Genomic DNA, 21886 nt, shown 5'->3' on the forward strand with positions numbered 1-21886 from the left:
CACACATCTCTCGCTCGGGGTGTGCGCGACTGGGGAAGAGCATGGGGACAGTGGGGACAGTCGTCGCATCGGCGACGAGCCGTGCGCGCATCGACGCGCCGATCGGCCGCGCTATCGCGCGCGCCCTCGTTCCCATCCGATGGGCGGACGGCTCCGAAAAGCAGCTGTCGGCGGCCGGACCTGATGCGACGCGCGCGCCGGCGCACGACTCCGCAGTGAGTGCCCGACGGCGCGCTGCGACACGACATCGAGATGGCACCGGCGACGGCGCCGTCCGGGCGGCGGCGTGACGCGCCGCGGGACGCTCTTGGGGAGCGTGTACGACATGGGGAAATGTGGGGGGACACACGTGAGCAGAAGACTGAACATCGCCGTCATCGGCGCGGGGTACTGGGGGCCGCAGCTGGCGCGCAATCTGCGCGCGAGCCGGGAGTGGAACCTTGCGGCCATCTGCGACGTCGACATCGACCGCGCCCGCCGGGTGGCTGATGCGGTGGGAGGGGCGCCGGTCACGGCGGAGATCGAGTCGGTGCTCGCCGACCCGCTCATCGACGCGATCGCCATCGCGACGCCGGCCGCCGCGCACCATGCCATCGCCATGGCGGCTCTCGACGCCGGCAAGCACGTCATGGTCGAGAAGCCCCTGGCCGACACGCAGAAACGGGGCACCGAGATGGTGCGCCGGGCATCCGAGCGAGGTCTCGTCCTCATGGTCGACCACACGCAGTGCTACACGCCGGCGGTGATGAAGATGCGTGAGCTGATCGCCGGAGGTGAGCTCGGCGACATCCTGTTCGTCGACAGCGTCCGCATCAACTTCGGCCTCACGCAGCCCGACGTCGACGTGTTCTGGGACCTCGCGCCTCACGAACTGTCGATCATGGACTTCATCCTGCCGGACGGCCTGCAGGCGACATCGGTGGCGGCGCACGGCTCCGACCCGATGAACACCGGCAAATCGTGCATCGGCCATCTCACGATGCCGCTCGACGGGGGAGCGATGGCGCACGTCCACGTCAACTGGCTGAGCCCCACCCGCACGCGTCGCATGGTGATCGGCGGAACGCGCCACACCCTCGTGTGGGACGACCTCGACCCGCAGCAGCGCCTCAGCGTCTACGACCCGGGTGTCGATGTCTCGTCGATCTCTCGAGCCACCGCGCAGGATCGTCGCGCCGCGACCAGCTTCCGCATCGGAGGCATCCGCGCACAGGCCGTCGAGGAGCGCGAGGCCCTCGGGACGGTGGTCTCGGAGTTCGCCGCCGCCATCCGCGAGAAGCGAACGCCGCGCACGAGCGGCGCGGCGGGGCTGCGGGTGCTGTCGATCCTCGACGCGGCCGCCGGCAGCCTCGCAGCGTACGGCGTCCCGCAGCCTCTGCGGCATGCGCGCCGCTCGGCCGGAGTCGCCGCGTGACGACCTCCCCGGCGCCCGGCATCCCTCTCGCCGACCGGGCTCGGGGAATGAGTCCGGTGCGGGATGCGGCCGACCGTGGCTGAGTCCCAGATCGAGGTTCTGGTCCCCTGCCTCGGCCCGCAAGAGGCCGAGGCGGTGGCCCGCGTCGTCGCCGCAGGGTGGATCGCGGAGGGACGGGTGGTCGCCCGGTTCGAGGAGGAGTTCGCCCGCGTCATGCGGGCGCCCTACGCTGCGGCCGTCTCGAGCGGGAGCGCCGCGCTGCAGCTGGCGCTGGTCGTGGCCGGCGTGCGGCCCGGCGATGACGTGGTCGTCCCGTCGCTGGCGTTCATCGCCACGGTGAACGCCGTCCGGCACGTCGGAGCGACCCCCGTGTTCGCCGATGTCAACCCGTACACCGGCACTGTCACGGGGGCCACGGTCGACCGCGCGCTCACCCCGACGACGACGGCGGTGGTCGTCGTCGACCATGCGGGCGTACCCGTCGACCTGGACGACATCCGCTCCGTGACGGATCCCTTCGGAATCGTCGTGATCGAGGACGCCGCGTGCGCGGCGGGCTCGACGTACCGCGCGCAGCCGGTCGGCGCGACGGCAGAGCTCACGGCGTGGTCGTTCAGCGACCGATCCATCCTCACCACCGGCGAGGGCGGCATGCTCACGACCACGCACGCCCGGTGGGCCGCGCGGGCGAAGCGCCTCCGCGAACACGCCGCCGACGCGGCGTCCGGGGGCGACGGTCTGCTGCTGCCGCGGGCCGAGGAGTATGCGGAGGTGGGCTGGGACTGTCGGATGACCGATCTGCAGGCCGCCGTGGGCCTCGTACAGCTCGCCAGGCTGCCCGAGATCCTCCGCCGGCGGCGCGAGATCGCCGACCGTTACCGGCGGGAGCTCGCGGGCGTCGCCGGACTTCGCCTCGTCGCCGATCCTGCGTGGGGCGAAGGCAACGCGCATGACCTCTGGGTCGAGGTCGGAGGAGAGTACCCGCTTGACCGCGACCGGGTGATCGAGGCGCTCCGTGAGGCGGGGGTGTCCGCTCGACGCGGCACCCGGGCCGCGCACCGTCAGGCGCCGTACCGATCGCTGACTCCTCCGGAGGGCCTGCCCGGAACGGCTCGGCTGACCGACGGCACGCTCGTCCTCCCCGTCCATCACGCGCTCACGGATGCCGAGCAGGGCCGCATCATCGCGACCCTGGTCCAGGCTCAGCGTGCGGTCGTGACGGCGGCGGAGATCGGTCACTGACCGGCGGCATCCTCCGCTGAGGAGTCGAGCCCCGGCGTCGCGTGATCGCGACCGGGGTGCCGGCTCACGCCCGAGTCGGACGTATCGTCATCGATCCATCAGGCGGGCACGGACGGACGGGGGGAGGTCCGGCCGTGCCCGCGTGCGGGTGACGGTTCATGCATCGTGGTGAGCCGAGGATCGGCGGTCGGCCAGAGAGGCCTGCGGTTCCTCGATGAGGTCCCGCGTCGCTGATCGCTTCGGCTCGAGCATGAGCCGCCACATCTTCTCGAGTCCGGCTCGCCCCACCCACCGGGGGGCGTGCACGGCTCGACCTGTCAGAAAATCCATCACCGTGTCGGCAGCCAGGAGCACACGCGCACCCGTGGCATGCCCGTAGGTGTCGATCCACTCCTCCTGCGTGGCCCTGCCGACGCAGACGATCACGAGGTCCGTGTCGGTGTGCCGGAGCTGCTCCGCGATCTCCGCGGACGCGCCCGGTGACGAGACCTGCTCCCGGGTCGGCGTCCAGTGGCCGATGAGTGCGACACCGGGCCATTCGGCCATCACCCGTCGGTGGAGCGTCTCGCGCACGTCCGGAGAACCCCCCACGACCGCTACGCGCCACCGCTCGGCACTCGCGCGGGTCAGGACGTCACCGATCAGGTCGCCTCCGTCCAGCCGCGGCCACTCCGCTCCGGTCGCGCGCTTCGCTCGTGCGGCGACGTGTCCGTCGTCGATGAGAGTCAGATGTCGGATGCCGCTGGCATCCGACGCCTCGTGGTGCGGGTGGTCGAGTGTCGCCGGGACGACCGCGAGCGGCGAGAGCCGTCGATCGTGGATGGTGTCGGCGATCACGTCGCACGCGCCCTGCGCATCGGTGAGGTGGACGTCGGTGCCCGCGATGCGGACAGTCGGTGGCCCCATCGGCGAGGGCCGCGGAACGACCTGCGGGGCGGCGAGCGGGCCGCGCAGGCGAAGGGTGCGTATCGGCGACGTCACCGCGCGCACGGCCATCAGGCGGCCCGCCGCGTGCGCCGCGCCGACACGCGTGTCGCGCAGTGCTGTCCTGCGTCGAGTGCGCGACGCAGTCGGCGCGCCCCCGTATTCCGTTCTGTCCCCATGAACGTTCCGTCCCCCCAACATCGACCAGGTCCCAGACCTGTGCCCCCAATGCGGATCCGATCCGCTGTCCCCGTTATTGACGCCGGTCCCCGTCGGCGTCTGCGCGGTGAGCCGAACCCCTCGGTCACCGCGCTCTCTCCCCCTGGTCGCTCAGCGACCGACCACGCGTCGCCCCTCACGATGCGTGGGATGAGGGCTCTTCGTACGTGTCCGTTGCGCTAACGAAGGCGTACGAAGAGCCCAGGCAGACATGGTTACGGCCCCCAAGCTCGCCCCCACTTCCTCTGCTGCCGCCTTGTGCCGTGTCAACTCCCCAAAGCCTCTACGGCGGCGATATCGGAACGCTACAGCCGAGTCGCCCGTCCACCAATAGGGGGACAAACCTAATCTGTTGTCCCCCAAACGGGGGACAAGTAGGGGATCCGATTAGGGGTTCGGGGAGGCAAACACGGGAGGTCCGTCGGGCGGATCAGCGATAGCGTGACGCCTGTACATCGAGCGCGCCCACCTGAGGCGCAGGCTCGAATGCCTTTGGGGAGGCTGTTATGTGGGGGAACATCTGGCGTGCCACGATCGTGGTCGCCGTCATCGCAGGGGCCGGCTCGACGCCGGCGTACGCCGCGGACGGATCGTACGTCCCGAGCAGTCCGCCCGACGGCGGACTCGACGGATCAGTCGTGCAGGCACTGTGCGTCGATGAGGCGCCGACGATCGACTACTCGATCGTGCGCGTCGCGGCGACGGCGAGTGCGCGCAGCCTCTCGACCGCTGCGACCTCGACGCCGACCGCCGAACTCGTGATCCGGGGGGACGGGCAGGAGATCGCCGTCCCGCTGCCGGTGGATGCCGCGGGTGAAGGCTCCGGCAGCATCCTGTGGCCCGGCGTCGAGGTCTCTGGCGACGGCACCGTCGAGGCTCTACCCGGCTGGGTGCGTTCCGGCGACCAGTGGGAGCCCCGCAACGATGCCGCCGCGTGGACCACGGGCGACGTGACGGCTCAGCTGCGGGTCGGGGGCGAGCGTATCGATGTTCCGCTCGCCTACCCGGGCTACTCCGACGACTGTGCGACGCCGGTCGGCGTCGCGTCGGGAAGCGTCTCCCGCGGGCTGGCGCAGACGGGCGGACAGTGGCCCGTCGCCGCGGCCGTGGGCGGAGCCGCTGCCGTGGTCGCCGGTGTCCTCCTCGTCGCGCGTCGTCGCCGCCGGGTCGAGTCGTGAGAAGGCGCCGTCGACTGATCCTGGTCGCCGGCGCCCTCCTCCTCATCGGGACCGCTGCCGCGGCCGTGCACGTCGGTCGCTCGGCATGGGATCTCAAGGAGGCGCTTGATGTTGCAGGGGATGACGCCGCCATCGCGGTGAAGGCCGTCGGCTCGGGCGACATCGACGGCGCGGAGGCCGCGGCCGACCGGCTCGTCGACGGTATCTCGCACGAGATCCCGGACGACCCGGTCTGGTACGCGGCGGAGGCGCTCCCCGGAATCGGACCGAACCTCTCCGCGGCGCGACGCGCGGCGACCGCGATCGTCGATGTGGCGGACGACGTCGCTCCCGCCGTCCTCGACACGGCACGCGGCCTCGAGGGCGCCGACGCCGCGGGAGCGGTCCGCGTCCTGCGACACGCAGCTCCGGCCCTCACCCGCGCGGCGGCGGCGCGCGACGATGTCGCGGAGGATCTCGCCGACATCGACCGGAACGCCCTCTTCCCGCAGCTGGCGAACGGTGTCGGCCGTGTCGTCGACGCCCTCGACGACATCCAGCCGCTGACGGACGGTGCGGCGCAGGCGGCCGACCTGGTGCCGACGATCCTCGGTGCCGAGGGCGACCGGCGCATCCTGGTCGTCCTGCAGAACACCGCGGAACTGCGTACCGGGGGCGGAATCACGGGGACCTTCCTCGAGCTCCGAGCCCACGACGGCATCCTCACGCTCGGGGCGCAGCGCGACTCCTCGCAGTTCTCGCCGGCGGCATCCCCACTGACGGCGGTGCCCGCCGCGGAGGTGCGATCCCTGGGTGACGGGATCGGCCGCTACGTGCAGAACACGTCGATGACCGCGGACTTCCGGGTGACGGCTCAGCTCGCGTCGGCGTGGTGGCAGAAGTCGGGCGAGACGGCACCGGACGTCGTCGTCTCGATGGACCCCGTCGTCCTCTCCGCGATCCTCGGCGCCATCGGTCCGGTCGAGACGTCTGCCGGCGTCCTCGACCAGAAGAACGTCATCGACAGACTGCTCGTCGAGCCCTACCGGACGCTCGACCAGGACGCCCAGGGACGTCTGTTCTCGGACGCCGCGGCCGCCGTGTTCACGGCCCTCACCGAACGGGCCCGTCCCGCCGCGATGATCCCCGGCCTCGCGGGAGCGGTCGAGGAGGGGCGGATCTCGGTCTGGAGTCGTCACCCCGACGAGCAGAAGGTCCTCGCCCGAACCGCGCTGGCCGGCCCGCTCGCGCGACAGGACGCCGCCGGCCCGAACGCCTTCGCCGCCTACTTCAACGATGCGACGGGCGGCAAGCTCACCCCGTACCTGACGGTGGGACTCGCGACGCGCTCGGGGGTGTGTCGCGCCGACGGTCTCCGCGAGGTGGAGGTGGAGGTGTCCCTCGGCAGCACGCTGACGAAACGGGATGCCGAGACGTTGCCCGTCAGCGTCACCGGGGGCGGGTTCTACGGTGCCGCGGCAGGCGACATCGCCCCGACGGTCACGGTCGTCACGCCGCCGGGATGGTTCGCGGGTGGGGTGACGCTCGACGGCGCAGCCGCGGCATCCGTCGATGCCAGGGAGGACGGCCGTGTCCTCGTCACCCGTCGGGTCGACCTCGCACCGGGGGGATCGCACGTCCTGACGTTCCGATTCATCGCCGGACCGGACGTCCCGTCCGGCGCGGCGACACCCGAGCTCCTCCACACTCCGTTGCTGAAGCGGGTCGACGTCGCCTCGTCGGATATCGGGTGTCCCGCCGCTTGAGGTGAGGCCTCGCACCTCAAGATCTCGCGAATGTCTATTCGGGAAGAGCGCTTTCCTCTAGCATTGAAGCGCCATCCCCCTACGGTTGCCGGGCCGTTCCCCAAGCGGTCTTGACGCGCATTGTCCCCAAACGTGTCCGTCTCTGGCATCCCGGATGGCTTCGCGGACCCCCTCCCGCCGCAGTCCCCACTGAACTGGCCCGAGGGGGTCCGCCCTTTCACGGGCGTTCGTCAGCGGCCTTCGGTGTTGTCCGTGCCGCCGTCCTCGGCGCCGACGATCGCTTGGAGTTTGGCGATCAGGTCGGTACGCGAGGTGGCGCCGATCCGGCGCCGGATGCGTGCGATGTGGTGCTCGGCGGTGCGCGGCGAGATGAAGATGGCCTCGCCGATCTCGGCGTAGGTCATGCCGCGAAGGACGAGGCCCGCCACCTCACGCTCGCGCGCGCTCAGCAGGCCGCTGTCGCCGAGAGCCACGTCGTTGGTCGCGCTCCCTGGTGCCGCGCTCGGGTGGAGCGTCCGAGCGAACGCAGCGAGTCGGATCCCCGTTCGGCGATCGCGCGAGCGCTCCGACAGGGTGACGGCCAGGCGCGCGCCCTCCCACCCGAGGCCCATCTCCGCCATGCGCGACGCGACCTCTTCGATGCGTTCAGCGGCGCCCTCGTCGACCCGGTTGCGCGACCACTCGGTGGCTGCCGCCGACAGGGCCCCCGCAAGTCGCGACCCGCGCGCGACGGCGGAGAGCGTCCGCACCGTCTGCGCCTGCCCGTGCGGGTCCCGCGCGAGCATCGCTCGCTGGAAAGAGGACCACGTCAGGGGCACCGACCACATCAGCGGGTCCCCGAGGCCGTGGAGGATCCCGGTCAGCGTCTCGAGTGCGGGTGCCACCCGCTCGGAGTCGTCGAACACCGGAGCGGTCTCGATGAACTCGCGCAGGGGGTGGAGGAGGAAGAGGTCCGGTTCTACGTGACGGACGTCATCCCGCACCCGCATCCACAGGGCGCGCAGCTCGTCGAGCGAACCGTACCGTCGCACGTGGGCGAGCATGACGGCGTCGCGGACGAGGATCTCGCGACTGCTCAAGGGGAGGAACGAGGCATCCACATCCGCCAACCGGGCGGCCGACTCCTCGGGATGCTGCCGGTGCACGGCGACCCACGCGGCCCAGAGCAGCAGCCGCGAGCGCGCCCACGGGCCGCCGTGGTCGTCCATGAGCGCATCGCCGAGGATGTTCGCAGCGGTCTGCAGTTCGCCGAGGTTGATGGCGCCGATCGCGGCGATCACGGCTGGCAGCTCGGGCACCGGGCCGCGCTCCCCGGAATCCCCGTAGGTCTCGCTCGCGCGGATGAGTTCGTCGAACGCGCCGCCAGCCGGCCAGGTGAGCGACGCGGCCAGGCCCCGCATCAGCTTGGCGTGCGCCACCCTCAGCGTCGTCGGGACGCCTCCGGTACCCGCGTTCAGTCGTTCGACCGCGTCGAGCAGCGGACCGGGGTCGCCTATGCCGAACGAAGCCAGGGCCCCGTGTGCGTAGAGAAGGAAGTCGTGACCGGGCTGGGCGCGGTAGGTCATGGCGCTCGCGCGAAGGAATCCGCGCGCACTCCACGCCGAGCCGAGGATGCGGAGCGCTTCGCTGTGATCGTCGCCCTCCGCCGACAGGGCGACGGCGTCGACGAGGGAGGCGGCCTCGTCGATGTCGCCTCGGTCCCACGCCATCCGCGCCTTCCTGAGCGCGATGCGGTTCGGATCCGCCCCAGCGGCGAGCGCCGCGTCGTAGAGTTCCGTGGCTCGGGCGAAGTCGTAGGTCGCGGCCTGGTCCGCGTGAGCCTGGAGGACCCGGGCCAGACGCGCGTCGACGTGGCCGCCGAGCGACGATGCCACCTCGGCATCCAGCGACGGGATCGACGACGTGTCGAGCAGGTCGATCAACTGGGCGACAGGCGTCGTCCGGGTGACGGTCGTCCGGACGATCGGCACGGGGCGACCTCCGCGAAGCAGGAGTCCTTCGGCATGTCCGACGGCGAGCGCGGCCGCCACTGCGTCGTCTGTCGCTGCTGGCAGATCTTCGTCGCCGCCGAGGCTCGCGCGGCGGACGACGGCGGCGACGGGTGGCTCGAGCGTGTCGAGGCGCAGCGCGATCACCTCTCCGACGGCGCGGATGACGCGCTCGTGCGAAGGGTCGCGGCAGTAGCCGTCACCGTGCGCGGCGAGTGCCTGCTTGACGAGCCAGGTCACGGATGCCGCCATCCGGACGATCGCTCCGATGCACCCCGGGTCGATCGACCGGCCGGCCTGCTCGACGGCGCGGACGACGTCTTCGGTGTCGACCTGCCCCACAGCCAGAGCCGGTCTGGACTGCTCGATGCGTCGGATCAGTGCCGTCAGCGCCGGTGTCCACGGCCACGGGCGGCAGCTGACGACGAGTCCCGCGCCCGGGTCGTCGAGGTGCCGGTCGAGGACACGGATCTGGTCATCGGTCAGGAGGTGCGCATCGTCGACGAAGAGGGTGTCCTCGACGTGCGAGACCCGTCGGGATATCTCGTCGAGGAGGGGGCTCTTGTCGGAACCCGCGGGGCCGACCACCACGAGACGGGCGGGGCGGTTCTCCGAGCTCAGTTCCTCTTCGACGTGGGTCAAGGCGAGTTGCGGCCACAGCAGAAGGGAAGGCGGAAGACCGGCGGACATCGCAGCCAGTGCCATCGCGTTCCCCTTCCCCTGGACGGAACGAGCAGACACCCGTCGACGATGTTCCGGCGTCACACCGCTCACCCGTGCACCCGAGCCCAGATTCGGGTCCGACCCGGGGTTTCCCGCCTACGGCGAGGTTGTGCGAAATCTACCACCGCCCCCACTCCGCGCGGGGCGGAATGTGAAAACAGTGGAGTGTGTGGTATCAGGGTCGCCGAGTGGAAGGCTCGCGGCGCCGTGTGTAGGTCAGGCTCACCTAACCCAATTTTCCTCGCCTGACCGGGGAGAAAAGGCTGAACTTAGGCTGTCCGAACCGCGGGGGTCGGCGCGTACTCTCGAGTCACGACCACTGAAGGAGGCTCTCATGAGCACCACTCTCGACGACCTGCCCCGCGTGTCCGAGTGCAATGCCCTCGGCTGCTCGTACAACGACCACTCGCACTGCCACGCCGCCGCGGTGACCATCGGTGGGACGCCCGGTGACGCCGAGTGCGCCACGTTCATCCCCCTCGGCACGAAGGGCGGCCTCGACAAGGTCGTCAGTCACGTCGGCGCCTGCCAGCGCGCCGAGTGCGTCTTCAACTCGTCGCTCGAGTGCACCGCCGCGACGGTGCGCGTGGGACCCGGAGCGGAGTCGGCCGACTGCCTCACGTACCAGGCCGCCTGACACCCGCCCTCGCGCGCGCCTACTTCGCGGTCCAAGCGGCGGGCGGCGCGCTCTGGTGGGTCGCCGTCTTCACGGTCCCCGTCGTCCGTGAAGCCACGCTGGGGAGCATCGATCCCTTCGTGATGGCGAGCCTCGACATCCCTCTCTTCGTGATCGCCTCGGCGCTCGCGGCGACGGGGATCCGCGCAGCAGCCGTCATCGCCACGGGCTGGACGCTGCTCGTCACCGTCTTCCTCGCGCTCTTCGCGGTGGCGACGACGGAGGCGGGATGGGGTGCCGTCCTCATGACCGCGGCGGCCGCGGCATCCGTTCTCGCCGCCACCGTCATCGTCCGCGGGTCCCTTCCCACGCACTGGCTCATGGTGGGGCCGTTCCGCATCCGCCCCGCGTCGCCGGGAGCGGCGGTGCGTCGCCACGTCGGAGCGACGGCCCTGCAGATCGTCGTGTTCTGGGGCCTGGCGCTCGGAGTCGTTCCCGCGGTCATCGTCTGGGTCGAGACGAGATGGATGCTGCACGTGCCGATACCTGCCGGGGCGTGTGGCGCCGGTGTCGCCCTGTTCATCGTTGCGAGTGCCGTCGGGTTGTGGTCCGGCGCCGTGATGTCGACGCAGGGTGAGGGCACGCCGCTGCCGATCGCGACGGCGCGGCGCCTCGTGATCCGCGGCCCCTACCGTTTCGTCCGCAACCCGATGGCGGTCGCGGGCATCGCACAGGGCGTCGCGGTCGGGATGATGCTCTCGTCGTGGCTGGTGGTGCTCTACGCCGCCTGCGGCTCCGTCGTGTGGAACGCGGCGATCCGCCCGCACGAGGAGCGCGACCTCGAGGCGCGGTTCGGAGATGAGTTTCTGCGATACCGGGAGCGGGTGCGGTGCTGGGTGCCGCGTCTGACACCGGTCGCGGTCGATCAGCCCGCGGCTTCTCCGGCGGGGGCCTCCGCCGAGTAGACCTCGACGGCGTCGTCGGCCAGCACGAACTGCAGACGGGTGCCGATGGCGAACTTCTCGCGCAGGGCGGCCGGCGTGGTGCTCGACACCACCAGGCTCGATGCCGGCGCGAAGGGCTCTGCTGCGCAGCTCGTGTACCAGGCTCCCGACCACCCGTCCTCGGGGGAGGCGCTCCAGGCTTCGTCCGGCAGGATCTGCAGGCACCGCGCCTTGACGCCGTCGCCGGTGTCGTAGTGGGCGACGATCGGTGTCATGCCCGCGAGTGCTCGGTAGATGCGGCCGTCCTCGGGCGGAGCGCTCAGGACCTCGGGCCACGCCCGTTCCGCGTCGAGGGGGAGCGAGGTGACGTGGGTGACCTCGACGCCGGCAGGGCTCGTGGCCCCCGCCGTCAGGGTGGGGGAGCTCGCCGCCGCGGTGATGCCGACCGAGAGGGTGGCGACCGCCGCGAGGGATCCCGCCCACGCGAGGCCCGCCAGCAGGCGTCGCCGACGCGCGTCGGCGCCGGTAGTTGCTCGTGCGGCGCGGAGGTCGGCGGCGACGGCGGCCGGAACGGTCGGTGCGGGAGGCGCCGACGGTCGAGGTGTCTGCTGTCGGGGTGCTTCTGGAACTCCGTCGACCACGGGCGGGCGATGTCTCTCGTCGCGGGCGCGCGTCTCGAGCTCGGCGAGCCGGCGTCGCGCGGGGGGATCGTCGTCCAGGCCGCCGCCCGGCCCGTACGCTCTGGCCTGCAGCGCGCGCAGCTCTGCGCTCAGGCCGTCGTCCATCAGAGCCCGAGCGCCTCGGGGGCGACGGATCCCGCCTCGGCCTCGACCTCGGCCAGCGACTTGGTCTGCAGGAAGGTGCACAGCATCGAGACCATCGCGAGCTCGCCCGAGAGCTCCAGTGTCCGACTGGCGTTCAGCTTGAGGTCCACCTCGCGCGCCTCGAAGGTGATGCCCCAGTGGATCGACCCGAGAGGCTCGGGCTGGATGTAGGTGAGGGTCATCGAGTCGAGCAGGTTGAGCGCGATGAGACCCGTGTCGAGCCCGTCGGTCCCGTCCTGCGGGATGACCTTGACCCGGTCGCTGATGGGATACCCCAGCGCGGCGAACTCCCCGAGCCACTGCTCGAGCATCTCCTTGCTGTGGAACGGCATGAGCAGTCTCCTGGAGGAACGCCGGATGGGACGCGACCATTATCACCCGTGCGACCTGGGAAGGGCATCCCGCCTAGGCTCGACGGATGGCCATCGGATCCACGATGCACACGTTCACCGTGCACCTCGCCGACGTCGATCGCGGCGTCTACGACGAACTGTCGCTGCGACTCGCGCGGCATCCGTCCGAGACGGCGGCGAACGTCCTCCTCCGCGTGCTCGCGTACGCCCTCGAGTACGAAGAGGGGATCGCCTTCAGCGAGGGCATCTCGGCGACCGCCGAGCCCGCGGTCCTGGTCCGCGATGCGACGGGTCGGATGACGGCGTGGATCGATGTCGGTGCTCCGGATGCCGCGCGTCTGCACTCGGCCAGCAAGGCGGCTGACCGGGTCGCGGTGTACACCCACCGCGAGCCGAACCGTCTGGCGCAGGCGTGGGCGGGAAAGACGATCCATCGCGCGGCCGACATCCCGGTCTACAGCTTCGATCGCGACTTCGTGGACGATGCCGCTTCCGCTCTGGAGCGGCGCAGCACGCTCACCGTGTCGGTCACCGAACGGCAGCTCTATCTCGACGTCAACGGCCGGTCCACCTCGTCGGCCATCGCGGAGCAGCGGGTCGGCTGACACCTCCGGTCGACGGGATGCGGGATGCGGGATGCGGGATGCGGGATGCGGGATGCGCCAGCCTGTGCAGCCCCTGGCAGTCCCGTGGGGATCACCGATGCATGCCGCTACGGCGATGCGCCTCCCCGTAGCGTGGCCTTCACGTGATCGGCATCTGCTGATTGCTCCTCTCCGTCGCAGCGGACACCCGATCTCGAGCAGGTGCTTTCATCGCTTCAACCGCCACCGAGTCGCGTCTCGGTCCCGTCCGCCAGACATACGCCGGAACAGCGGAGTTCCCCCCGATGGCGAAAGCGTTCACCGACGTCTCGCGCATCGTCCGTGAGACGGGGTTGCTGCACCGGACCCACGCCTTCTACGTGATGGTCGGCGTCGCGCTGACGCTCGCCTTCGGCGGAGCAGTGACCGGATTCATCCTGCTCGGTGACAGCTGGTTCCAGCTGCTCATCGCCGGGGCCCTCGGCATCATCTTTACTCAGGTGGCCTTCCTCGCTCACGAGGCGGCGCACCGGCAGATCCTGAGCTCCGGTCCCGCCAACGATCGCCTCGCGCGCATCCTCGCGGCCGGTGTCGTCGGCATCAGCTACGCCTGGTGGACCGGCAAGCACACGCGTCACCACGCGAACCCGAACCGCGTCGGCAAGGACCCCGACATCGAGATCGACACGCTTTCGTTCATCGAGACGGATGCCGCATCGGCTCGCGGCCTGCGCCGCGCGATCACGAAGCGTCAGGGCTGGCTGTTCTTCCCCCTCCTCACCCTCGAGGGCCTCAACCTGCACTTCCTCGGCCTGAAGTTCCTCTTCACCGAGAAGGACGTGAAGGCGCGCTGGCTGGAGATCGGCATGATCGTCCTGCGACTGGCCGTCGTCCTCGTCCCGGTGTTCCTGCTGCTGCCCCTCGGCATGGCGTTCGCCTTCGTCGGTGTGCAGCTCGCCGTCTTCGGCGTGTACATGGGTGCGTCGTTCGCCCCGAACCACAAGGGGATGCCGGTCATCGCCCCCGACGCGAAGCTCGACTTCTTCAGCAAGCAGGTGCGCACCTCCCGCAACATCCGCGGCGGCTGGTGGGCCACCTGGCTCATGGGCGGTCTGAACTACCAGGTGGAGCACCACCTGTTCCCGAACATGCCCCGCCCGCACCTGTCGAAGGCTCGCGAGATCGTGCGCGAGCACTGCGCGACCCTCGGGGTTCCGTACACGGAGACGAGCCTCGGCCGGTCGTATGCGATCGTCATCGACTACCTGAACCGCGTGGGCCTCGCCGCCCGCGACCCGTTCGATTGCCCGATGACGGCGGAGTTCCGCCGGGGCTGAGCTTCAGACGGCACCCGCGTCAGCGGGAAGAGCGCCGAGGAACGGTTCGGGATCGAGCCGCTTCCTCGGCGCTTCGTCGATTCTGGCGCGGAGGTCGGCGTCGACACTCCCGACGTAGAGCCAGCCCATCAACAGCTCGTGGTCGGCGAGACCGTGGAGCGCGCGCACCTCGGGGGAGTTGACCGCGAGGCCTGTTCGCCACATGACGCCCCATCCGGCCCGCCAGAGCGCGAGCTCGAGCAGGTGCGCGGCGCCCGCGGCTGTGGCGTGCTGCTCCCAGACGGGCACGGCCGGGTGCGCCTTCGGGCTCGCGACGACCGCGATCAGCAGGTCGGCGCGGAACGGCTTCGTGTTCCGCTCCCCGGGCTCACGGGTGGTGCCGGCGGCGGTGTCGAGCGCGTCGCCGAGGCGGGCGCGGTCATCGCCGCGCAGCGCGAGCAGGCGCCAGGGGCGGAGGGCCTTGTGGTCCGCGACAGGGGTCACTGCGGCGAGCAGCTCGCGCAGCTCGTCGTCGGTCGGAGCACCCGGCCCCACTTTCGCGAGCGACCGCCGCGTCGCCATCGCCTCGAGGACCGGATCGTCGAACGTCGCCATCCCTCCATCCTCGTCGCTTCCGAGGCGGGTGTCGCCGAGGCGGGGTAGCGTCCCGGTCATGACCTGGCCCGCCCATCACCTCTCCCGCACGATCGAGCGCCCACCGCGCGAGGTGGTCGCGTTCGCCGGAGACCCCGCGAACCTGCCGCGGTGGGCGGCGGGGCTGAGCTCCGGCATCCGGAACGACGGGGGCCGCTGGCTCGCGGACTCGCCCCTGGGGGACATCGAGGTCGCGTTCGTCGGGCCGGTCGAAGCGGGCGTGCTCGATCACGACGTCCGTCTTCCGGACGGCACGGTCGTGCACAACCCGCTGCGGGTGCTGCGCAACGATGCCGGCAGCGAGGTGGTCTTCACGCTGTTCCGCCGTGATGGCGTCACAGACGCGGAGTTCGCTGAGGATGCCGCGGCGATCGAGGCCGACCTCGAGACGCTCCGGGCGGTGATGGAGAGCTGACCGGGCCTTCCCGTGCCGGGGCCGCGGTGTTATCTTTCGACTGAGTTATCAATCGATAACTGAAGCCCTCTCCCGGAGGTGCCGTCGACGATGACAGCCCCCACGACGTATCCCGACCTGGTCGCCGAGCTCGAGCGGCGTCGCGCCGACGCAGCTCGCGGCGGTCCCGAGCGGGCGCGCGAGCGGCACACCGCCCGCGGCAAGCTGCTCGCCCACGACCGCATCGACACCCTGCTCGACGTCGGTAGCCCCTTCCTGGAGGTCGGTGCGCTCGCCGGTCTCGACCTGTACGACGACGAATGCCCCTCCGGAGGCGTCGTCGCCGGCGTCGGGCTGATCCACGGCCGGCACGTCATGGTCGTCGCGAACGACGCGACGGTGAAGGGCGGCACGTACTACCCGATCACCGTCAAGAAGCACCTGCGAGCACAGGAGATCGCCGCCGAGAACCGCCTGCCGTGCGTCTACCTCGTCGACTCCGGTGGCGCGTTCCTGCCCATGCAGGACGAGGTGTTCCCCGACCGCGACCACTTCGGGCGCATCTTCTACAACCAGGCGCGGATGTCGCGGGACGGCATCCCGCAGATCGCGGCGGTCCTCGGGTCGTCCACCGCCGGCGGCGCCTACGTGCCGGCGATGAGCGACGAGACGGTCATCGTCCGGAACCAGGGGACGATCTTCCTCGGCGGACCGCCGCTCGTGAAGGCCGCAACCGGCGAGGTCGTGTCGGCGGAGGATCTCGGCGGCGGCGACCTCCACACCAAGGTCTCGGGCGTCACCGACCACCTCGCAGAGAACGATGAGCACGCGCTGCAGATCGTCCGCGACATCGTCGCGACGCTCCCCGCCCCGGCACCGCTGCGCGAGCAGCCCGAGCCCGTGGTCCCTCCCGCCTCAGATCCGGCCACCCTCGTCGACGTCGTGCCGGTCGAACTCACCACGCCGTACGACGCCCGCGAGATCGTCCACCGCCTCATCGACGGCGGTACGTGGCACGAGTTCAAGCGCGAGTACGGCGAAACCCTCGTCACCGGCTTCGCCCGCCTGCACGGACACCGCGTCGGCATCCTCGCGAACAACGGTGTCCTCTTCGGGGAGTCGGCGCTGAAGGGCGCCCACTTCATCGAGCTGTGCGACCAGCGCGGCATCCCGCTCGTGTTCCTGCAGAACATCACCGGGTTCATGGTCGGCCGCGAGTACGAGTCGGCCGGCATCGCCAAGCACGGCGCGAAGATGGTGAACGCCGTCGCGTGCGCGTCGGTGCCCAAGCTCACCGTCGTCGTCGGCGGCTCGTTCGGCGCCGGAACCTATTCGATGTGCGGCCGTGCCTACTCGCCGCGGTTCCTGTGGCTCTGGCCCGGTGCGCGGGTGTCGGTCATGGGCGGGCCACAGGCGGCATCTGTCCTCTCCACCGTCCGCCGCGAGCAGATCGAGGCGCGCGGCGGGGAGTGGTCGGCGGAGGACGAGGCGGCGTTCCAGGCGCCGATCCGTGCGCAGTACGAGGAGCAGGGGAGCCCGTACTACTCGACGGCCCGCCTGTGGGACGACGGCATCCTGGCCCCCGCCGAGACCCGCGACGCGCTCGGTCTCGCCCTCGACGTCTGCCTCCGAGCCCCCTTCGACGCGCCGGGCTACGGCGTCTTCCGGATGTGATGCGCATGTTCTCGACAGTCCTCATCGCGAACCGCGGCGAGATCGCGTGCCGTGTCATCCGCACGCTGCGGGAGCTCGGCATCCGCTCGGTCGCCGTCTACAGCGACGCGGATGCCGGCGCCCGCCACGTCGCACTGGCCGACGAGTCCGTCCGCCTCGGTCCCGCGCCCGCCGCGCAGAGCTACCTCGACATCGACGCGGTGATCGCCGCGGCCCGGGCCACGGGGGCGGAGGCGATCCACCCCGGGTACGGGTTCCTCTCCGAGAACACCGCGTTCGCGGCGGCGTGCGAGCAGGCGGGGATCGTCTTCATCGGACCGTCCGCGGCCGCGATCCGCACGATGGGCGACAAGATCGCCGCGAAGCACGCCGTCGACGCTCGCGGCGTGCCGACCGTTCCCGGTGTCGCTCGCGCCGGCATGACCGACGACGAGCTGATCGCGGCCGCTCCCGAGGTGGGCTATCCGCTGCTGGTCAAGCCTTCCGCGGGCGGTGGCGGCAAGGGCATGCACGTCGTGACGGATGCCGGGGGCCTTCCCGCGGCGCTCGCCGCGGCGCGACGCGAGGCGGGCGCGAGCTTCGGCGACGACACGCTGTTCCTCGAGCGCTACGTCGACACCCCACGGCACATCGAGGTGCAGGTCCTCGCCGACGCGCACGGCACCGTCGTGCACCTGGGGGAGCGGGAGTGCTCGCTGCAGCGCCGACACCAGAAGGTCATCGAGGAGGCGCCGTCGCCGCTTCTCGACGAGACGACTCGGGCCCGGATCGGGCAGGCGGCGTGCGAGACGGCGCGGAGTGTCGACTACCGGGGCGCGGGGACGGTCGAGTTCATCGTCGCCGCCGACCGCCCCGACGAGTTCTTCTTCATGGAGATGAACACCCGCCTGCAGGTCGAGCACCCCGTCACCGAGCAAATCACCGGCATCGATCTCGTCGCCGCGCAGCTGCGGATCGCGGCGGGGGAGCCGCTCGGGTTCGCGCAGGTCGACGTGACACTCACGGGTCACAGCATCGAGGCGCGCGTCTACGCAGAGGATCCGGTCGCCGGCTTCCTGCCGACCGGCGGGCACGTGGTGGCCGTGCGACACCCGGCGGGCCCCGGCATCCGGGTCGACAGCGCGCTCGCCGACGGACTCGACGTCTCGGTCGACTACGACCCCATGCTCGCGAAGGTCATCGCGTCGGGCGCCACCCGTGACGAGGCGCGGCGCCGGCTCGTCGCGGCGCTGGGCGACACGGCCGTGCTCGGCTTCGAGACGAACGTGCCGTTCCTGCGCGCGCTGCTCGAGCTGCCCGCCGTCGCCGCCGGCGACCTCGACACGGGACTCATCGCCCGGGAGCTCGACGGGCTCCTCGCCGCGGACGATCCCGCCGACGTCCTCACCGAGGCGGCGCTGCTGATGGATGCCGCGGTCCCGCGCGCCGGCGGTCCGTGGCGGCGCGCGGACGGCTGGCGCCTGGGCTCGCCCGCACCGCGACGGTACCGGCTCGCGTCCGGCGGCGAGGAGCGGAACGTGGAGCTGGTCGGCGACGGGGTGATCGTCGACGGCGCGGCGGTCGCGGCATCCGTCCGTCCCCTCGGCGACCGAGTCGTCGTGCGCATCGGGGATCGGAGCGTCTCGCTCGTCGCGGCGGTCGACGGCGACGTCGTCTGGCTCTCGGCGGGCGGACGCGCGCACGAGGTGCGGCGCGTGCGGCTCGACCATCGCCGCGACGCGGATGCCTCGGCCGTGCCCGAACTCGTCTCGCCCATGCCCGGGGTGGTCGTGATGACCTCGGTCGCCGACGGGGCCGGGGTCGCCGCCGGCGACGCGGTGGTGGTCGTCGAAGCGATGAAGATGGAACATGTGGTGAGGGCGGAGGTCGCGGGCACCGTGGCGTTGCGCGTCGCGACCGGCGACAGCGTCGGCCGCGGGCAGACCCTGGCCATCGTGACCCCGACCCCGGAGGAGGACGCATGAGCGAGGAGACCCCGCGGCGCATCGTGCAGCGCGGACTGTACTTCGACGAGCTCGAGGAGGGCGCCGTCTACGTCCACAGCCCCGGCCGCACCGTGACCGAGGCCGACAACGTGCTGTTCACGACCCTCACCATGAACACGCAGTCGCTGCACCTGGATGCCGCGTGGTCGGAGCAGACCGAGTTCGGCGACCGGCTGGTCAACAGCATGTTCACCCTCTCGACCCTCGTCGGGCTGTCGGTCGCGCAGCTCACGCAGGGGACGATCGTCGCGAACCTCGGGTTCTCGGAGGTGAGCTTCCCGGCGCCCGTCCGCCACGGCGACACGCTCTACGCCGAGACCGTCGTCGCCTCGAAGCGGGAGTCGCGCTCGCGGCCGGGCCAGGGCGTCGTCGAGTTCGTGCACACGATGCGCAACCAGCACGACCAGGTCGTCGCGACCGCGCGTCGATCGACCCTGATGCGGATGTCGCCGGGGACGCCCGCATGAGCCTCGGTCCTGCGCTGCTGTTCTGTCCCGCCGACCGGCCCGAACGGTACGCGAAGGCGCTCGCCGCCGCCGATGCCGTGATCCTCGACCTCGAGGACGCCGTCGCGCCGGCCGATAAAGCCAGTGCCCGCGAGGCGCTCGTGGCGGCGGACGTCGACGCCGCGCGCGTGATCGTGCGCGTGAACCCTTCCCCGACCCCGGAGCTGGCGCACGACCTCGACGCGCTGCGCGGCACTCCGTTCCGGCGGCTGATGCTCGCGAAGGCCGAGGAGACCGCCGAGGTCGACGCGCTCGACGGGTACCGCGTCATCGCCCTGTGCGAGACGCCGCGCGGGGTCGAGAACGCGGGCGCGCTCGCGCGGCATCCGCTCGTCGACGGGCTCATGTGGGGGGCCGAAGACCTCGTCGCGGGGATCGGCGGGCGCTCCAGCCGCACGGGCGACGGCCGGTACCGCGACGTCGCGCGGTACGCCCGTTCGCGCGTGCTGATCGCAGCGGCCGCCGCCGGGATCGATGCCATCGACGCGGTCCACCTCGACATCGCCGACACCGCCGGGCTCGAGGACGAGGCGCGGGATGCCGCGGCCTCGGGGTTCGCGGCGACCGCCTGCATCCATCCGTCCCAGGTCGAGGTCATCCGGCGTGCCTACGCGGCGACGCCCGACGAGCTCGAGTGGGCCGAGACGGTGCTCGACGAGGCGACGCGGCAGCCCGGGGTGTTCCGGTTCCGCGGCCGGATGATCGACGAGCCGGTGCTGCGGCAGGCGCGTCGGGCGCTGTCGCGATGACCACCTGGCGGGCCACGCAGAAGGCGAACCGCCGCGCGGAGCTCATGACCTCGGCCGCGCGGCTGTTCGCCGAGCGGGGGTTCGCGGCGGTGTCGACCGGCGACCTCGGCGACGCCGTCGGTATGAGCGGGCCGGCCCTCTACCGCCACTTCGCGAGCAAGGAGGCGCTGCTGTGCGACCTGCTGCTCGATGCGAGTGAACGACTGCTCGAGGGCGGTCGCGCGCTGACGGCCTCGGGGGGTGAGGCGCGCGAGGTCTTCGAGGCGCTCATCGCCTTCCACCTCGACTTCGCCACGAGCGACGCGGACGTCATCCGGGTCCAGGATCGCGAGCTCGCGAACCTGCCGGTGGGCGTCAACCAGCGGGTGCGGCGGCTGCAGCGCGAGTATGTCCAGGAGTGGGATCGCCCGTTCGCCGCGCTCCGGCCGGACCTCGACGACGCCGAGCGCGAGACCAGGCTGCTCGCCGCGTTCGGACTGTTGAACTCGACCCCGCACTCGGCCGCGCCGAGCGGTGAGCGGGCGGGCGGCATCCTGGCCGGAATGGCCCGTCGCGCGCTACTCGACGACTGACGCGGGCGGCGATGACAGGATGAGGGGATGCCGCACACCATCGTCCTCACCGGTGCCGGATCGGGCATCGGACAGCTCCTGGCCGAGCGTCTGACCGAGCGCGGAGACCGGCTCGTCCTCGTCGCGCGCGACGCGTCGCGGGCCGCCGACCTGCAGTCCCGGTACCCGGGCGCCGGCGCGATCGTCGCCGACCTCGCGCGGCCCGAATCGCTCGCGGCGGCGGTCGCGGCATCCGATCTTCCCGAGGGGATCGACGCGATCGTGCACGCGGCGGGCGTCGTCGACCTCGGGCACGTCGCCGACCTCACGGTGTCGTCGTGGCAGGACCAGCTCGCCGTCAACCTCGTCGCGCCCGCCGAACTCACGCGGCTGCTGCTGCCGCGCGTGCGCGCCGCGCGCGGGCAGGTGCTGTTCGTCAACTCCGGTGCGGGACTGACCGCCCACCCGCAGTGGGCCGCGTACGCCGCGTCGAAGCATGGGCTCAAGGCCCTCGCCGATGCGCTCCGCGGCGAAGAGGCGGAGCACGGCGTGCGCGTCACGACCGTCTACCCCGGCCGGACGGCCACGCCCATGCAGGCGCAGGTCCACGCGCAGGAGGGCAAGGACTACGACGCGGATGCCTGGATCCAGCCGGCATCCGTCGTCACCGCCGTCCTCACCGCCCTCGACCTGCCCCGCGACGCCGTCATCACCGACCTGTCGGTCAAGCCCGGCCCGCGCTGACGATGCTTCGGGCGGCGACCGTCGAGGATGCCGCGGCGATCGCCGCGATCCACGTCGCCTCGCGCGCCGCGTACTACGGCGAGCACCTCGATCCGGCGGACGCGGCGCGCGATCGCGAGCCGATGTGGCGCCGACTCGTCGCTGAGGACGGGCGGGTCACCGTCGTCGCCGAGGACGAGGGGCTGACGGGGTTCCTGCACGTGCGGCTCGGGGAGACCCTCGAACTGGTGAGCCTGTACGTCCTGCCGGAGCTGTTCGGTCGCGGGGTCGGGTCGGCCCTCCACGAGCGATTCGACGAGATCCGCGGCGGTCGCCCGGCCGAGCTCGAGGTGTGGGACGGCAACGCACGGGCGAAGGCCTTCTACGCCGCGCGCGGCTGGCGGGAGACCGACCGCACGCGCGACGGCGTCACCGGCATCCCGTTCGTCACCTGGCGGCTCGGCGGCTGACGGCGCCCGCCTCCGGAGACGAGACCCGGACGACGTTCCGTATTCAGTCCGAGACGCAAGCTGCGGGCGACCCTGCGCCGTCGTTCCGGGAGTCCGGAGCCCGCAGCACC

Annotated in this window: 21 protein-coding genes; 16 read left to right on the top strand and 5 right to left on the bottom strand. The window is 71.5% G+C overall.

The features are described from left to right. The first annotated feature begins 349 nt into the window (after positions 1–349). Positions 350–1414 carry a Gfo/Idh/MocA family protein gene (locus Q9S78_RS03570; protein WP_020097840.1) on the top strand — a complete coding sequence of 355 codons (1065 nt, stop codon included), beginning with the start codon at positions 350–352 and terminating at the stop codon, positions 1412–1414. A 63-nt stretch (positions 1415–1477) separates the two neighbouring features. Continuing rightward, a complete protein-coding gene (locus tag Q9S78_RS03575) occupies positions 1478–2656 on the top strand; it encodes a DegT/DnrJ/EryC1/StrS family aminotransferase (RefSeq protein WP_311868908.1) in 1179 nt (392 codons plus the stop codon). Positions 2657–2812: 156 nt separating this feature from the next. On the opposite strand, the gene Q9S78_RS03580 is transcribed toward Q9S78_RS03575, so the two are convergent. Further along, a complete protein-coding gene (locus Q9S78_RS03580; RefSeq protein WP_311858743.1) occupies positions 2813–3562 on the bottom strand; it encodes a WecB/TagA/CpsF family glycosyltransferase in 750 nt (249 codons plus the stop codon). A gap of 743 nt (positions 3563–4305) precedes the next feature. On the opposite strand from Q9S78_RS03580, the gene Q9S78_RS03585 reads away from it, so the two are divergent. Then, a complete protein-coding gene (locus Q9S78_RS03585) occupies positions 4306–4977 on the top strand; it encodes an LPXTG cell wall anchor domain-containing protein (protein ID WP_116228015.1) in 672 nt (223 codons plus the stop codon). Continuing rightward, entirely contained in the window at positions 4974–6722 is a 1749-nt protein-coding gene (locus Q9S78_RS03590) for a DUF4012 domain-containing protein (protein WP_020097844.1), read from the top strand. The genes Q9S78_RS03585 and Q9S78_RS03590 overlap by 4 nt, the downstream gene beginning before the upstream one ends. A 230-nt stretch (positions 6723–6952) precedes the next feature. Here Q9S78_RS03590 and Q9S78_RS03595 read toward each other — a convergent pair whose 3' ends face one another. After that, a complete protein-coding gene (locus Q9S78_RS03595) occupies positions 6953–9415 on the bottom strand; it encodes a helix-turn-helix transcriptional regulator (RefSeq protein ID WP_116228016.1) in 2463 nt (820 codons plus the stop codon). Between the two features lie 352 nt (positions 9416–9767). Between Q9S78_RS03595 and Q9S78_RS03600 the strand changes: the two genes are divergently transcribed. Together Q9S78_RS03600 and Q9S78_RS03605 are read left to right on the top strand one after the other, a co-directional pair. Then, positions 9768–10070 carry a DUF1540 domain-containing protein gene (locus tag Q9S78_RS03600; protein WP_018185675.1) on the top strand — a complete coding sequence of 101 codons (303 nt, stop codon included), beginning with the start codon at positions 9768–9770 and terminating at the stop codon, positions 10068–10070. Positions 10071–10192: 122 nt separating this feature from the next. Then, positions 10193–11014 (top strand): methyltransferase family protein, encoded by an 822-nt coding sequence (locus tag Q9S78_RS03605; RefSeq protein WP_311868911.1) that lies wholly within the window; start codon positions 10193–10195, stop codon positions 11012–11014. Here the strand turns inward: Q9S78_RS03605 and Q9S78_RS03610 are convergent. Both Q9S78_RS03610 and Q9S78_RS03615 read right to left on the bottom strand, forming a co-directional pair. Then, on the bottom strand, positions 10975–11778 hold the full coding sequence (locus Q9S78_RS03610; protein ID WP_311858750.1) for a hypothetical protein: 804 nt from the start codon (positions 11776–11778) through the stop codon (positions 10975–10977). The two genes, Q9S78_RS03605 and Q9S78_RS03610, sit on opposite strands and share 40 nt — an antisense overlap. After that, the gene (locus Q9S78_RS03615; protein WP_116228019.1) at positions 11778–12149 is read right to left on the bottom strand and encodes a hypothetical protein; all 372 of its coding nucleotides are present in this window, start codon (positions 12147–12149) and stop codon (positions 11778–11780) included. Before Q9S78_RS03615 ends, Q9S78_RS03610 begins: the two co-directional genes overlap by 1 nt. A gap of 86 nt (positions 12150–12235) precedes the next feature. On the opposite strand from Q9S78_RS03615, the gene Q9S78_RS03620 reads away from it, so the two are divergent. Together Q9S78_RS03620 and Q9S78_RS03625 are read left to right on the top strand one after the other, a co-directional pair. Next, positions 12236–12775 (top strand): YaeQ family protein, encoded by a 540-nt coding sequence (locus Q9S78_RS03620; protein WP_116228020.1) that lies wholly within the window; start codon positions 12236–12238, stop codon positions 12773–12775. Positions 12776–12984: 209 nt separating this feature from the next. Then, positions 12985–14091, top strand: a complete 1107-nt coding sequence (locus Q9S78_RS03625; protein WP_311859581.1) for a fatty acid desaturase family protein — start codon at positions 12985–12987, stop codon at positions 14089–14091. A gap of 3 nt (positions 14092–14094) precedes the next feature. Here Q9S78_RS03625 and Q9S78_RS03630 read toward each other — a convergent pair whose 3' ends face one another. After that, positions 14095–14685, bottom strand: a complete 591-nt coding sequence (locus Q9S78_RS03630; protein WP_311858752.1) for a nitroreductase family protein — start codon at positions 14683–14685, stop codon at positions 14095–14097. Positions 14686–14743: 58 nt separating this feature from the next. Here Q9S78_RS03630 and Q9S78_RS03635 point away from each other — a divergent pair, with 58 nt between their 5' ends. The 8 genes from Q9S78_RS03635 to Q9S78_RS03670 all read left to right on the top strand — a co-directional run bounded on the left by Q9S78_RS03635 (position 14744) and on the right by Q9S78_RS03670 (position 21776). Further along, on the top strand, positions 14744–15139 hold the full coding sequence (locus Q9S78_RS03635) for an SRPBCC family protein (protein ID WP_311858753.1): 396 nt from the start codon (positions 14744–14746) through the stop codon (positions 15137–15139). Between the two features lie 90 nt (positions 15140–15229). Further along, positions 15230–16792, top strand: coding sequence for a carboxyl transferase domain-containing protein (locus tag Q9S78_RS03640; RefSeq protein ID WP_311858754.1), 1563 nt, complete (start codon positions 15230–15232; stop codon positions 16790–16792). After that, a complete protein-coding gene (locus Q9S78_RS03645; RefSeq protein WP_311858755.1) occupies positions 16792–18756 on the top strand; it encodes an acetyl/propionyl/methylcrotonyl-CoA carboxylase subunit alpha in 1965 nt (654 codons plus the stop codon). The genes Q9S78_RS03640 and Q9S78_RS03645 overlap by 1 nt, the downstream gene beginning before the upstream one ends. After that, complete coding sequence (locus Q9S78_RS03650; protein WP_020097855.1) at positions 18753–19244, top strand: MaoC family dehydratase; 492 nt, start codon at positions 18753–18755, stop codon at positions 19242–19244. Before Q9S78_RS03645 ends, Q9S78_RS03650 begins: the two co-directional genes overlap by 4 nt. Further along, complete coding sequence (locus Q9S78_RS03655) at positions 19241–20032, top strand: HpcH/HpaI aldolase/citrate lyase family protein (RefSeq protein WP_311858756.1); 792 nt, start codon at positions 19241–19243, stop codon at positions 20030–20032. The genes Q9S78_RS03650 and Q9S78_RS03655 overlap by 4 nt, the downstream gene beginning before the upstream one ends. Then, a complete protein-coding gene (locus Q9S78_RS03660; protein WP_020097857.1) occupies positions 20029–20604 on the top strand; it encodes a TetR/AcrR family transcriptional regulator in 576 nt (191 codons plus the stop codon). The genes Q9S78_RS03655 and Q9S78_RS03660 overlap by 4 nt, the downstream gene beginning before the upstream one ends. Before the next feature lie 27 nt (positions 20605–20631). Beyond that, positions 20632–21327 (top strand): SDR family oxidoreductase, encoded by a 696-nt coding sequence (locus Q9S78_RS03665; RefSeq protein WP_020097858.1) that lies wholly within the window; start codon positions 20632–20634, stop codon positions 21325–21327. 2 nt (positions 21328–21329) lie between these two features. Next, complete coding sequence (locus Q9S78_RS03670; protein WP_311868914.1) at positions 21330–21776, top strand: GNAT family N-acetyltransferase; 447 nt, start codon at positions 21330–21332, stop codon at positions 21774–21776. The last annotated feature ends 110 nt before the right edge of the window (positions 21777–21886 follow it).

Origin of the sequence: Microbacterium aquilitoris (genome assembly GCF_031932285.1) — a bacterium.
GTDB lineage: Bacteria > Actinomycetota > Actinomycetes > Actinomycetales > Microbacteriaceae > Microbacterium > Microbacterium aquilitoris.